Here is a 13,761-nt window from a genome sequence, read left to right on the forward strand (position 1 = left end):
AAGCTCCCTTAAACACGTACAACATAAATAACACCCAAAACATCGGTCTATTAAAAATAACGCCGACACACTTCTACTTTAACAACATGGTGCGATAACTATGCACCGACATAATAATGCCAAATCCTGCCATCAGGGTCACAATCGATGTACCACCGTAACTCACTAATGGCAAAGGTACACCCACCACTGGTAGCAAACCACTTACCATGCCTATATTTACAAAAACATAAACAAAGAAAGTTAAAATCAGACTACCGGCCAATAATCGACCAAAACTATCAGGCGCACGAGCAGCAATCACCAAGCCACGCGCAATAATTAACAGATACAGGGTTAACAATATTAGAACCCCAATTAATCCCATCTCCTCAGCCACAACCGCGATGATAAAGTCAGTATGAGATTCTGGCAGGAAGTCCAACTGTGACTGCGTTCCGCTCAACCAACCCTTACCTGAAATACCACCCGATCCAATCGCTGTTTTCGATTGAATAATGTTCCAACCAGAGCCTAGAGGATCACTTTCTGGATCCAAAAAGGTTAATACCCGCTGTTTCTGATAATCCTTCATGACCATCCATAGGCCCGGCAGTGCAGCTGCTGCCAAACCTAATGCTGCAAAGATATACCGCCATAAAATCCCAGAAAGCAGCAGTACAAAAACACCCGAAGAAGCGATCAATAACGACGTACCCAAGTCCGGCTGTTTCATGATCAACACAGTAGGAATACCCACCAGCATAAGACTGATAAAGATATGTTTAACACGTGGTGGAAGTGGTCTGTGGGCAAGATAAAAGGCTACTGTCAGAGGTAAAACTAACTTCATAATTTCTGAAGGCTGGAACCTGAAGCCGGGTAAGGCGATCCAGCGTTGAGCACCTTTAGCGCCAACACCAAACAATATTACGCAAACGAGTAGTGCCACACCTATCAAGTAGAGTGCGGGCGCCCATCGCCCAAGAAACCTCGGAGTAAACTGCGCCAAGACAATCATGACAAAGAAGCCTACACCCATACGGATCGCCTGACGGGAAACATAGCCCATATCTTGGCCTGAGGCGCTGTACAGAATAAATAGGCCAAAGCCGCACAGAGCAAGCAGAAGCAATAACAGCCAACCATCTAAGTTGGTGTAACTCCACAAGCTTGGACGTTGACGCAGATGATCATGCGCTTCTGGCATATAGCGTTCAAATTCACGTCCCATCATCGTGCAGCCACCTCCAGCTCCGCTTCTTCAGCAAAAGGATCGATACCGAGTAAATACGCATCCATCACTTGACGCGCAATAGGCGCAGCCGTACTGGAACCGCCTCCGCCATTTTCAACAATGACCGAGATCGCGATTTTTGGATCATCAATAGGCGCAAAAGCTACAAATAAAGCATGGTCACGGTGAATTTCAGCCAGTTTTTCAGCATCGTACTCTTCATCCTGTTTGATACCGACTACCTGCGCAGTACCGGTTTTACCGGCAATTTCATAAGCTGAATTTGCGCCAGAACTGCGTGCAGTACCACGCTTTCCATGCATTACTTCACGCATGCCTTTAATAATGTCATTCCAATGCTTATCGTTGTTCAGTACGACATCCGGTAGTGGGCGTTTAACCCCCGCAATATCCGGCATACTTAAACTTGAAGCATTATTTTCATCAACCTCTTTTATGCCTTGTAGCATGCGAGGTGAGTGCCACTTACCACGATTGGCAACAACTGCCGTCGCCGTTGCTAACTGCAATGGTGTTGCGACAAAGAAGCCCTGTCCGATACTCATATTAAGAGAGTCACCGGTATACCAAGGAGTTTTACGCGCACGCTTTTTCCACTCACGAGAAGGCAAAATAGCACCGATCGCTTCTGGCAAGTCCAAACTGGTGACTTGGCCAAAGCCAAACTTACCCAAATAATCAGACATCGGATCGACACCCATTTTATGAGCAACATCGTAATACCAAACGTCACAAGATTGCGCGAGGGAATCGTACATATCAACCCAACCATGGCCTGTTCGCTTCCAATCCCTATATTTACGACCGCCACGGGTGATCTGGTAAAAACCGGGATCAAAGACCCTATAGGATGGTTTTACTACACCGGTATCGATCGCGGCTAAAGCGACAATCTGCTTAATGGTCGAACCAGGAGGATAACCACCGCGGATAGCACGGTTAAACAATGGCAGATCTCTCGATTCCCTTAACGCCGAATAATCCTTCGACGAAATACCCGTCACAAACAAGTTCGGATCGTAAGCCGGAGTCGATACTAAGGTTAAGATACCGCCGGTTTTCGGGTCCATCGCCACAACCGAGGCGCGTCGGCCTTCCAGCAGTTTCTCCGTAATCTGTTGCAGTCTAAGATCCAAGTGCAAAACTAGATCTTTACCCGGTTTAGGGTCCGTCCGTTCCAGAATACGCATCACCCGACCACGAGCATTGGTTTCTACTTTTTGGAAACCCACCTCGCCATGCAACTGATCCTCATAGAACTTTTCAATACCGAGTTTGCCGATATAGTGAGTCGCAGCATAGTTATCCTGATCAACACGCTTGAGCTCTTTCTCGTTGATTCGGCCTACATAACCCATGGCGTGAACCAATGTTTCACCATAGGGGTAGTAACGGATTAGCTCTGCCTCTACACGTACACCCGGTAAGCGATGGTAATTAACCGATATTTTCGCGATCTCTTCTTCCGTTAAACGAAAGCGCACAGGCACCGATTGGAAAGGTCGACGACGCTGTTTTAGGCGCTTTTTGAAACGCTCAACTTCACGATCGGTAATGGGGATCAGTGCTTGCAGATCGACTAGGGTTTTCTCAATGTCTTTCACCTCTTCTTTAAGAAGCGTGACACTGTAACTAGGGCGGTTATCCGCTAACAGCACCCCGTTGCGGTCGTAGATTAAACCTCGCGTCGGCGGTACTGGCTGAAGTTGGACACGGTTATCTTCCGACATCGCCACATAGCGGTCGTGCTCAATAACCTGAAGATAATAGATACGCCCAAGTAGAATCCCGAGCATAATGACCACGATAAAAAACGCCAAAGCCGCACGAAACTTAAATGTGCGGCTTTCTTTCGAGTGATCCTTGAGGCGCTCTGCTGCCATATTCCTAGCGTTCTTCTACTTGTGGTAAGGATGTCCCTGAATGACCGTCCAGGCACGATAAAGTTGTTCTGCTAACATCACCCGCACAAGCGGATGCGGTAACGTCAGTGCAGACAACGACCATTTCTGATCTGCCATTGCAGAACAACGGCTATCCAGACCATCCGGGCCTCCAATGAGTAGACTGATATTACGGCCATCCATACGCCAGTCTTCCACTTGTGACGCCAGTTTTTCGGTTGACCAGTTTTTACCTAACACTTCCAAAGCAATAATTCGGTCGCCTTTAGGTATCGCCGCCAACATCTGATCTCCTTCCTGCTTCTTAGCACGAGCAACATCGCTGCTCTTACCTCGATGCCCTAACGGAATTTCGATCATCTCAATCTGAAAATCTGCAGGTAGACGCTTGGTATATTCCTGATAACCTTCGTTTACCCACGAAGGCATCTTGCCACCCACAGCTATGATCCGGATTTTCATAAAAAGTTCTACGCTTCTGCGTCAACGCCCCACAGGCGTTCTAGATCATAGAAGTCACGCGCATCTGGCATCATTACGTGAACAACCACATCGCCTAGATCCACAAGAATCCAGTCACTTACGCCCTGGCCTTCAGAACCTAGTGGCATCACGCCTGCTTCTTTCAGCTTAACAACCACTTCTTCGCCGATAGACCCAACATGACGCTTAGATGTACCGCTCGCGATTACCATGTAATCAGTTACGGTTGAACGACCACGGACATCAAGATCGACAATCTCTTTGGCCTTCATATCTTCTAGTGCTGCGTGCACTAGTTCTAAAACTTTTTCAGCTTGCATTATTTCACTTCAGTTAGTTAAACCGTATAAACGGTTATCTTGAATATATTGCCAGACCCCATCTGGAAACAGATAACGAGGCGACAAGCCCTGCGCTATGGTTTCGCGGATCTGCGTTGCTGATATCCCTAAGGGAGTCAGCTCATGAAACAGCACTTTGCCCGCCGGTAGCGCCATCGCCTGTTCCAAGTTTTGAGCCTTATGCTCATCTGTAAATTCTTTAATCTCGCCATCTGTAGGCAGATCATAGCCAGGCCGTTTTACCACTACGATATGACAGTAATCGGTAAACTTATCCCATTCATACCAGCTGGGTAACGTCATATAAGAATCCATACCCATGATCATAAAGATTGGGCATTGATCACCTAATTCAGAACGTAATCCCTGCAGTGTCAGGAATGAATAAGAAGGCTGCTCAGAACTGATTTCTCGATCGTCAGCACATAAGCTTGGCTCATCGGCTACTGCCAACTTCACCATCTCTAAACGTTGCTCAGAGGTTCGACCTGGCGTTGCTCTGTGTACTGGGGTTTTAGAGGGGATCAAACATAGCCGATCCACGCCTAGCCAATGCTGTAATTCCAGAGCCGTTCTCAGATGGCCATTATGGATGGGATCAAAAGTCCCACCCATAAAAGCAAAAGCGTTCGCTTTCATAATCTAACTTACTGACGGATGTGACCATCACCTAGTACAACGTACTTCTCGGAGGTCAATCCATCCAAACCTACCGGCCCGCGTGCGTGAATTTTGTCAGTAGAGATACCGATTTCAGCACCTAGGCCGTATTCAAAACCATCAGCAAAGCGAGTTGAGGCATTAACCATTACCGAGCTGGAATCTACTTCACGTAAGAAAGCGCGTGACTTAGTGTAGTTCTCAGTAATGATCGAATCTGTATGGTGTGAACCGTAACGGTTGATATGACGAATCGCTTCATCCATATCGTCCACCAACTTGATTGCCAAAACTGGTGCTAGGTATTCGGTTACCCAATCTTCTTCTGTCGCATCATTTATGAATGGCAACAGAGCTTTAGTACGCTCACAACCACGCAGTTCAACACCTACAGCCTGATAGCGCTCCGCTAGCTCTGGTAGTACTTCAGCTGCAATATTGGCATGCACCAATAGCGTTTCCATGGTGTTACAAGTGCCGTAACGGTGTGTTTTAGCATTTAAAGCAACATTCACTGCTTTGCCTTTATCCGCCTGTTCATCAATATAAACATGGCAGATGCCGTCCAAGTGCTTAATTACCGTCACTTTCGCATCGCGGCTGATACGCTCGATCAAACCTTTACCACCACGCGGAACAATCACATCCACGTATTCTGGCATTGTAATCATCTGACCAACCGCTTCACGGTCAGTCGTTTCAACAACCTGTACTGCGTTTTCTGGTAAGCCCGCTGCACTCAAACCTTTACGGATGCACTCGGCTACCGCTTGGTTGGAATGAATCGCTTCTGAGCCACCACGAAGAATCGTCGCGTTACCGGATTTTAGGCACAGGCTTGCTGCTTCAACCGTTACGTTTGGACGAGACTCATAAATAATACCGATCACGCCTAGCGGCACACGCATTTTACCTACCTGGATACCACTCGGTAGGTATTTAAGATCAGTGATCGCGCCTACTGGATCTGGTAAAGCTGCAACCTGACGTAGACCCTCGATCATAGTGTCGATACGAGCATCGGTTAGCTCAAGGCGATCTAACATGGCATCGTCCAAACCGTTTGAACGACCATTGTCTAAGTCTTTTGCATTCGCTTCACGCAGTGCCGGTCGGCTACTATCGATAGCATCAGCCATTGCCAACAACGCCTGATTTTTTAGGTTAGTGTCTGCTTTAGCGACTAGGCGCGCCGCTGCACGGGCATTTTCACCTAGCTGAATCATATATTCTTGTACGTTCATTGCTGTCCTTCCTATCGATAAGCCCTTTATTATAGCGTCAGGGACACTTGGGTTATACCTCTAATGCAAATCATATTCACCCTCGGTAGAATGACCTGTTATTATTTGCCCCTGCATCCGTTTTTGAGCTAACACTGACTGTGACTAACAACGCCAAATCAAAGCCTAATTTCAGAAGGAATCTGACGCTATCCTTGGGCATAGTGCTATTGGTGGGTTTTATCGTCAGCATTCTCTACATGCACTTAGCTACCAGCCGACAGGCGATACATGAAACACAAATCATCGGGCAGAACATCGCTAAACAGAGCGAACTCCTGATCCGACCACTGCTTCTCTCGGATGATCGCGTCAGTCTTAATTATTTACTCAGCGAATTAACCCAGCTTGAGTATGTCGGCGGCCTGCATGTACAAGATGCAAATGGCTTCACTCTCGCCCGCGCAGGAAAGTCCAGCCAGCAAACTTTGCAACAGCAGCTAATTCAGCAAGAAAAGACCATCGGCACAGTAACGATCTGGCTGGACAGCGGCCCTGTCGAGCAATTACTGCGCAGCCAGCTCTGGCCTTTATTGATTATCGCTATCTTCACCGCGATTTTACTGCTGACAACCAGTTGGTTCTTTACCCGATCAGATAAATTCATCTCTGAGAGCAGCGCAGATGAAGAAGAAAAGTTTGAGCCTTCGTTCTCCGATACGCTGGCTACTCAGACGCCTGCTGAAAGCACACCTCAAGAGATTACCGAAGACACTGTCACTATCGGCTCCGCAACAGCAGAAATCGGTAACTCTGAAACCCAAGAGCAACTCGCAGTTGAAAGCACGCAAACTTCTAGCGAAGCAGCACCTGTTATTAGGCCATCTGCAGAGGCAGAAAACCTAATTCAAGATAATACTGAAACGGGGCCTGATGCCGCTCCCAAAGCCATATCAGAGCCACAAGCACCAAACCAAAAAGCTTCTGATCTACTACACACGCACGAATTGGTCGATCTTCTCAAACCGGCACCAAGCACTCAGCAGCAGATGCCAAAATTTGAGCATCAACCACAGCAACTCGACGAAACCGTAGCAAATACCGTTGAAACATTGGTGCTTGAAGAGGAACCGGTAAACGCACAAGAAACTCATACGCCGATGCGCGAGAACCCTCTGCTGAAGAGCATGAGTGAGCGTCATGAGGAGCAGCTGGACCTTTATAGCTTTGAGCAAGAGCTAGAACTGATCCTAACGCCGCAAGATGCCATCTATCTGTTCTATATCGATGCCAATACCGCCAGCAGCGATAATATGGAGCCTGACGAAAAGGCCACACTGCTGAATGTATATCATCACTTGGCAAAACAGGTCGCACGTATCTATAACGGTGCCTGCGAGCAATTGCCTAATAAAGATATTCTGCTGCGCTTTGAATTAAGAGATGAAAAGGATAGCCACGGTATTAACGCACTATGCGCAGGCCAGCTATTCAACCTGTTATACAAAGGCTTCAACCACTCTCGTATTCGCGGTTTCCAGCCAGTACTGAGTCTGCAGATGTCCCTCGCTCGCGGCCATCATGACAAACATGATCTGGTAAAAGAGGAAGCTCACTTCCTAACACGCACCACTAACAGCAACGATCTGATCAGCCATACCGCGCTGACTGAAGCCCCGCTTCTGAAAGAGGCGATGCTGCAAGAAGCCGATATTAGGCGCGAAGATGAAGACAAAGTATTGCTACTTAAAGTCACGCCTAAGCATCAAACACTTCTACAGAAACAAGCTAATCACCTGTTAACCAAGATCTTTAAAAAGTCTTAATTAAGACAGCTTAAAAGGAGCTATCCCTTGCCACACTTGATCATCGAATACTCCAAGCAAATTGAAGATAAGGTAGAAGTTACGGCTGTTATGGAGAAGGTTTTCCAAGGTGCTGTCGCAGCTAACCTTTTTGCTGAAAAAGACATAAAGGTCCGCGCACATGCTTACCAGCAGCATATGAATGGCGCAGGGTTTAATGGCTTTATCCACGTTTCATCACGGATTTTAAGCGGCCGTAATACCGAGCAGAAAACCCAACTGACTCAAGCAGTGCTGAATGAGCTTAAAACGCTCGATTTGGAAGACCTTTCGATTACCGTCGAAGTACTGGATATTGATCGCGATAGTTACGCGAAGCATATAGGTTAAGCACACACAGCCAAACCATTAAAAAAGGCGCTGTAGATAACTACAGCGCCTTTTTACAAAAACTCATATGTCTCGTGAAAGCAGCCTATTTACGCTTCGGTTTTTTCACTTTTAAACCTTTCTGCTTGCCTTTCAATTTAGGCTTAGCTGTAGCCTTACGCTTTTTAGACTTCTTGCTCTTACCCCCACTTGGGCCAGCAAATTCCATCAATTCGCGCTCTGCAGAAGATAATTCCTTACCGCGAGAAGGCTGAGCTTTAGCCGCTACACGCTTCTTGGGAGCACCTTCACCGCCCGCCGCAGGCTTTTTACGCGATTTACGCAGAGCATCACGCTTAGAACCTTTCTTAGGTTTACTGCGCTCTTCATCCTTAGCAGGACGATGACCCCACTCGTGCTTATGACCTGGCAGCTTTTTATCGCCTTTAGAAGACGGACCGCCGATCTTGCCTTCAGCCAACAGCTCACGAGTGGTTTTCTTTTTCTTAGCAGGTTGATGGTCAACTAATTCAAAATCGATCTTACGTTCATCCAGATCCACTCGCGCCACTTTAACGCGTAAGCGATCACCCAGCTTGAACACTTTACGAGTACGCTCACCCACTAAGCGCTGCTTAGCTTGGTCAAATACGTAGTAATCACCCGGCAAACCGGTGATATGCACAAGACCTTCGACAAACAGCTCGTCAAGCTCAACAAAGACACCAAAGCCGGTAACGGCAGCAATCACGCCTTCGTATTCGTCACCCACATGCTCCTGCATGTATTCACACTTAAGCCATGCCACAACATCACGAGTCGCATCATCTGAACGGCGCTCTGTCATAGAACAGTGCTCGCCCAATTGCAGCAGCTGCTCCATACTGTAGCTGCATGCGAAATCTGCATTCTGAGCAAAGTCATCAGGACGTTTAATCGCTTTATCCTGACTTTCAGAATGGATACGGGCACGAATTAAGCGGTGCACCAACAGATCAGGGTAACGACGAATTGGCGAGGTAAAGTGCGTGTACGCAGGGTATGCCAAACCAAAGTGACCTTGGTTATCAGGACTGTAAACCGCTTGCTGCATAGAGCGCAGCATCATAGTCTGAATCAGATGACGATCAGGACGCCCCTCGATCAGCTCTGCTAACTCTTGATAGTGGATCGGCTCAGGCTTTTCACCACCCGCTAAATTCAAGCCTAACTCACCAAGGTAAGCACGTAGGTTTTGTAAGCGCTGTTCTTTAGGGCCTTCGTGAACACGATAGATCGCTGGCACTTTCAGCTTGCTCAGGAAGCGCGCTGTCGCAACGTTCGCACACAACATACACTCTTCGATCAACTTATGCGCATCGTTACGGTAAACCGGAACAATCTGGTCGATCTTACGATCTTCACCAAAGATCATACGTGTTTCAGTGGTATCAAAGTCTATTGCACCACGGATCTCACGCGCTTTACGCAAAGCGAAGTACAGACTGTATAAGTCATCAAGATGAGGAACTACATCTGCATACTCAGCACGCAGTGCTTTAGATTCATCCTCTTCTGGCTGCATCAGCATTTTGCCAACCTTAGTGTAGGTTAGACGCGCATGGGAGCTGATTACCGCCTCATAGAACTGATAACCGGATAGATTGCCTGACTCACTGATCGTCATCTCACAGACCATCGCCAGGCGATCTACCTTAGGGTTTAACGAACACAAGCCGTTCGATAGCAGCTCTGGCAGCATCGGCACAACAAACTCAGGAAAGTAAGTTGAGTTGGCGCGCTGATACGCCTCTTTATCCAGTTCTGAATCTGGTCGTACGTACCAAGATACATCCGCAATCGCGACCCATAAGCGCCAGCCGCCAGACTTTTTGCGCTCAGCATAAACCGCATCATCAAAGTCTTTAGCGTCTTCGCCATCAATTGTAACCAGTGGAAGATCACGTAGATCAACACGATTAGCCTTGGCGCTCTCTTCAACCTCAGCAGTCAGCTCACCGATCTCTTGGCGAACCGCTTCTGGCCACTCGTGCGGGATCTCATAGTTATGGATCGCAACCGTGATTTCCATGCCCGGCGCCATATGATCGCCCAGCACTTCGGTCACTTTTGCTTGTGGCAATTGACGCTTACTTGGCTGATTGATCAGCTCAGCAACAACCAACTGACCATCTTTATACGTTAACGGTGTTTCAGCCTCAGGATCAGGAACAATCATGATCTCTTGCGTGATACGCTGATTTTCAGGGCGAAGATAACCAAAACCATCCTGACCACTAAAACGCCCTACCAATTTACGAGTATTTCGCTCTAGTACATCAACGATTTTACCCTCACGACGACCTTTAAAATCGACGTTGGTTTCTTGCACTAAAACTCGATCACCATCGAATACTTGGCGCATTTGACGAGGACTTAGCTTAAGATCATCGCCGCCCTCTTCAGGCTTAACAAAGCCATAACCATCTCGATGACCAATAACACGGCCTTTGATCAGTGACATCTTATCCATCAGCGCAAATTCATTGCGGCGATTACTCATCAACTGACCATCACGACACATCGCCTTCAATCGGAAGAAAACGGCATCACGACTTTCTGGATCCCAGACACCTAAACCTTCGCACAGCGGTGCATGCCCAATCGGCGCGCCCCACTCCTGCATGTACTGCAGAATGTAATCGCGGCTCGGTACCGGGTTGGAATACTTCTCCGCTTCCGCTGCGGCTTTAGGGTCACTTTTAGTCCAATCTTTACTCATAGAGTTCTCAAAAACGAAATGGCTAGGGCATTTATCTAGCTAGAATAACACGCCAAAGGCTTTCTTTTAGGATAGCACCGCTTAAAGCGATGATTTACAGGCATTTTAAACAAAAAGAGCCGGCAAATGCCGGCTCTTGTCAAACTTAAGGGCGATCATCGACCTCGGTCTCTTTCTCCTCAGGAGGGAGAAGATCCTCTTTACAGATATTCATCGCAATCAGGACGTTAGCCGCTACATAGATGGAGGAGTATGTACCAATAAATACACCCACCAACAATGCAGTCGCAAAACCGTGAATCATTTCACCACCGAATACACTTAGCGCCAACAATACCAGCAACGTGGTTAAAGAGGTCACCAAGGTACGACCCAAGGTTTGCGTCAAAGAGATGTTCATCACCTCAATCGGCGTACCTTTACGCACTTTACGGAAGTTTTCACGAATACGGTCAGACACTACGATGGTATCGTTCAACGAGTAACCGATTACCGCCAATACAGCTGCCAGTACCGTCAGGTCAAAGTCCAACTTAAATAGGGCAAAGAAACCAAGTACGATCAATACATCGTGTGCCAAGGCCGCTACTGCACCTACAGAGAACTTAATCTGGAAACGGAACGCTACATAAACCATGATCATGAACAATGCTAACAGCATGCCCAGACCACCTTGTTCACGTAGCTCTTCACCTACCTGCGCACCTACGAACTCGTTACGGCGCAAGTTAAGCTGCTGTGATTCGCCCGCCTGCAATGCAGAAAGAACTTTATCACCCAGCTGCGGATCATGATCCTGACCTAAACGGATAAGAATATCGGTTGGCGAACCAAAGGTTTGCACCACCGCATCTTCAAACCCAACATCTTTTAGCTGATCACGGATCTTGTTTAGGTCGGCCGGCTGCTCGTAGCCAATCTCAACCAAACTACCGCCGGTAAAGTCCAAACCGAACTTCAAACCGTTAACAGCCAAAGCGCCAATAGAGACTATCAGTAAGACCACAGAACAAGCTGCTGCGATCTTACGGAAGCCCATGAAGTTATATATCTTTTGTGTAGACATCACAGCTTCCTCAGATTGATAGTTTGCTAACTTGGCGGCCGCCGTAAGTTAAGTTAACCAGTGCACGCGTTACTAGAATCGCAGTGAACATAGAGGTCAAAATACCTACAGATAGCGTGATCGCGAAGCCTTTAACTGGCCCCGTACCCATCGCAAACAAAATAACTGCCGCAAGAAGCGTTGTGATGTTGGCATCAAAGATGGTTGTAGTCGCGCCTTTGAAACCAGCATTAATTGCTGATTGCGGTGGCAGACCATTTTTAAGCTCCTCTTTGATACGCGAGAAGATCAGTACGTTCGCATCCACGGCCATACCAACCGTCAATACGATACCCGCAATACCCGGTAGTGTTAGCGTTGCCGATAGCATCGACATCACTGCAACCAATAGCATCAGGTTCAAGGTCAGTGCGATATTCGCCAGTAGACCAAACACGCGGTAGTACAAAATCATGAACAGCAATACTAGGGCTAGACCGATCTGAACCGACATCACACCGGTTTCGATGTTCTGCGCACCCAAGCTTGGGCCTACTGTACGCTCCTCTACGAAGTAGATTGGCGCAGCCAGTGCACCGGCACGCAGCAATAGTGCTAGTTCAGAAGATTCGCCTGCTCCGTCCAAACCTGTGATTCGGAAAGAGTTACCTAATACCGCCTGAATCGTCGCTAGGGAGATAATGTTCTTCTCGGTGTAACGTACTTTTTCCGTTACCTGAACACCATCAACCGTCTTGGTTACCGTACGCTCTTTATCTTCTACGAACAGTACGGCCATGCGGCGTTGTACAGCGTTCTTAGTGGTACGAGCCATTAGCTCACCACCTTTAGAATCAAGCGAGATGTTTACCTGTGGCTGACCGTTTTCATCGAAAGAAGCCTGTGCGTTAGATACGTTATCACCTTTGATGATGACATCTTTCTCTAGCGTAGCTTTACGACCTAGCTCACTACGGAACTCATAAACCTCAGTACGTGCAGAGCTTGCACCTGGTTTCGCTTCCAAACGGAATTCAAGCGTTGCTGTCTTACCGATAATTTTCTTCGCCGCCGCAGTATCCTGGATACCCGGTAGCTGAACTACGATACGGTTACGACCTTGACGCTGAACTAGCGGCTCAGCTACACCTAGTTCGTTTACACGGTTACGAAGTGTTGTCAGGTTCTGTTTGATCGCATAAGTTTCGATATCACGAACAGCTTGTTCAGTCAGATTTACTTCAACATAAAAATCGCCATCGCGATCATCTGCTGTTACTAAGAATTCAGCGTATTCCTGACGCAGAAGGCTAACCGCTGCATCGCGAGACTCTAGCTTGGTGAATTTAATCGCCAAAGCACCGTTTTCACGCGTTTCTAGCTTACGGTAACGCAGCTTCTCTTCACGCAGACGACCTTTGATCTCAGACGCGTAGTTCTCTAGCTTCTGAGTCACCGCTTTTGGTAGATCAACTTCAAGAAGGAAGTGAACACCACCACGTAGGTCAAGACCAAGTTTCATTGGGCCTGCACCCATAGAAGAAAGCCATTCAGGCGTTGTTGGTGCCAAGTTAAGGGCTACAACGTAATCATCGCCCACTACACGGGTAATAATATCTTTCGCTTTAAGCTGGGAATCGCCATCAGGGAAACGAATAAGGCCGGCTTTTCTATCAAGCTCAGTTTCCTTAACAGATACACCTTCACGCTCCAGCGCAGCAGTAACTTTTTCGATTAGCGGTTCATTCACTTCGAACACATCACGTGTGCCGGTTAGCTGAATCGCATAATCATCGGGATACAAGTTAGGTGCAGCGTATAAACCACCGAACACTAACACAAACAAAATAAGGAGATTTTTCCAGAGGGGGTATCGATTGAGCATAGCGCCCTATTCCCTGATAGAAACAGAAACGCCACTACTAGATGTAGT

General features: G+C 47.5%; 11 protein-coding genes. 2 read left to right on the forward strand and 9 right to left on the reverse strand.

Annotation, left to right across the window (positions count from 1 at the left end):
- Positions 1-73: 73 nt before the first annotated feature.
- From rodA to ACMXYX_RS15270, 6 genes are read right to left on the reverse strand one after another with little or no spacing between them, the layout of a single operon-like run.
- The gene (gene rodA / locus ACMXYX_RS15245; protein ID WP_415884684.1) at positions 74-1,213 is read right to left on the reverse strand and encodes a rod shape-determining protein RodA; all 1,140 of its coding nucleotides are present in this window, start codon (positions 1,211-1,213) and stop codon (positions 74-76) included.
- Positions 1,213-3,120 (reverse strand): penicillin-binding protein 2, encoded by a 1,908-nt coding sequence (gene mrdA, locus ACMXYX_RS15250; RefSeq protein WP_415882510.1) that lies wholly within the window; start codon positions 3,118-3,120, stop codon positions 1,213-1,215. The genes rodA and mrdA overlap by 1 nt, the downstream gene beginning before the upstream one ends.
- 15 nt (positions 3,121-3,135) lie before the next feature.
- On the reverse strand, positions 3,136-3,603 hold the full coding sequence (gene rlmH / locus ACMXYX_RS15255) for a 23S rRNA (pseudouridine(1915)-N(3))-methyltransferase RlmH (RefSeq protein WP_415882511.1): 468 nt from the start codon (positions 3,601-3,603) through the stop codon (positions 3,136-3,138).
- 8 nt (positions 3,604-3,611) lie between these two features.
- Positions 3,612-3,944, reverse strand: a complete 333-nt coding sequence (rsfS, locus tag ACMXYX_RS15260; protein WP_415882512.1) for a ribosome silencing factor — start codon at positions 3,942-3,944, stop codon at positions 3,612-3,614.
- A 9-nt stretch (positions 3,945-3,953) separates the two neighbouring features.
- Positions 3,954-4,604 (reverse strand): nicotinate-nucleotide adenylyltransferase, encoded by a 651-nt coding sequence (nadD, locus tag ACMXYX_RS15265; RefSeq protein ID WP_415906212.1) that lies wholly within the window; start codon positions 4,602-4,604, stop codon positions 3,954-3,956.
- Between the two features lie 8 nt (positions 4,605-4,612).
- Positions 4,613-5,869: a glutamate-5-semialdehyde dehydrogenase gene (locus ACMXYX_RS15270; RefSeq protein WP_415882514.1), complete on the reverse strand. Its 1,257-nt coding sequence runs from the start codon at positions 5,867-5,869 to the stop codon at positions 4,613-4,615.
- Between the two features lie 140 nt (positions 5,870-6,009).
- Between ACMXYX_RS15270 and ACMXYX_RS15275 the strand changes: the two genes are divergently transcribed.
- Together ACMXYX_RS15275 and ACMXYX_RS15280 are read left to right on the forward strand one after the other, a co-directional pair.
- Positions 6,010-7,674, forward strand: coding sequence for a hypothetical protein (locus tag ACMXYX_RS15275; protein ID WP_415897021.1), 1,665 nt, complete (start codon positions 6,010-6,012; stop codon positions 7,672-7,674).
- A gap of 27 nt (positions 7,675-7,701) precedes the next feature.
- Positions 7,702-8,043, forward strand: a complete 342-nt coding sequence (locus tag ACMXYX_RS15280) for a 5-carboxymethyl-2-hydroxymuconate Delta-isomerase (RefSeq protein ID WP_415906213.1) — start codon at positions 7,702-7,704, stop codon at positions 8,041-8,043.
- Between the two features lie 85 nt (positions 8,044-8,128).
- On the opposite strand, the gene rnr is transcribed toward ACMXYX_RS15280, so the two are convergent.
- From rnr to secD, 3 genes are all read right to left on the reverse strand, one after another.
- Positions 8,129-10,783: a ribonuclease R gene (gene rnr / locus ACMXYX_RS15285; protein ID WP_415906214.1), complete on the reverse strand. Its 2,655-nt coding sequence runs from the start codon at positions 10,781-10,783 to the stop codon at positions 8,129-8,131.
- A 145-nt stretch (positions 10,784-10,928) separates the two neighbouring features.
- Complete coding sequence (gene secF / locus ACMXYX_RS15290; RefSeq protein ID WP_415882518.1) at positions 10,929-11,849, reverse strand: protein translocase subunit SecF; 921 nt, start codon at positions 11,847-11,849, stop codon at positions 10,929-10,931.
- 10 nt (positions 11,850-11,859) lie between these two features.
- On the reverse strand, positions 11,860-13,713 hold the full coding sequence (gene secD, locus ACMXYX_RS15295; protein WP_415882519.1) for a protein translocase subunit SecD: 1,854 nt from the start codon (positions 13,711-13,713) through the stop codon (positions 11,860-11,862).
- Positions 13,714-13,761 lie beyond the last annotated feature (48 nt).

Source organism: Neptuniibacter sp. QD72_48, from assembly GCF_047778065.1.
GTDB lineage: Bacteria > Pseudomonadota > Gammaproteobacteria > Pseudomonadales > Balneatricaceae > Neptuniibacter.

What these genes read in the sequence shown, in the direction of transcription:
- rodA (WP_415884684.1), bottom strand. Translation starts at nt 1,213, where the DNA reads ATGGGACGTGAATTTGAACGCTATATGCCAGAAGCGCATGATCATCTG.
- mrdA (WP_415882510.1), bottom strand. Translation starts at nt 3,120, where the DNA reads ATGGCAGCAGAGCGCCTCAAGGATCACTCGAAAGAAAGCCGCACATTT.
- rlmH (WP_415882511.1), bottom strand. Translation starts at nt 3,603, where the DNA reads ATGAAAATCCGGATCATAGCTGTGGGTGGCAAGATGCCTTCGTGGGTA.
- rsfS (WP_415882512.1), bottom strand. Translation starts at nt 3,944, where the DNA reads ATGCAAGCTGAAAAAGTTTTAGAACTAGTGCACGCAGCACTAGAAGAT.
- nadD (WP_415906212.1), bottom strand. Translation starts at nt 4,604, where the DNA reads ATGAAAGCGAACGCTTTTGCTTTTATGGGTGGGACTTTTGATCCCATC.
- ACMXYX_RS15270 (WP_415882514.1), bottom strand. Translation starts at nt 5,869, where the DNA reads ATGAACGTACAAGAATATATGATTCAGCTAGGTGAAAATGCCCGTGCA.
- rnr (WP_415906214.1), bottom strand. Translation starts at nt 10,783, where the DNA reads ATGAGTAAAGATTGGACTAAAAGTGACCCTAAAGCCGCAGCGGAAGCG.
- secF (WP_415882518.1), bottom strand. Translation starts at nt 11,849, where the DNA reads ATGTCTACACAAAAGATATATAACTTCATGGGCTTCCGTAAGATCGCA.
- secD (WP_415882519.1), bottom strand. Translation starts at nt 13,713, where the DNA reads ATGCTCAATCGATACCCCCTCTGGAAAAATCTCCTTATTTTGTTTGTG.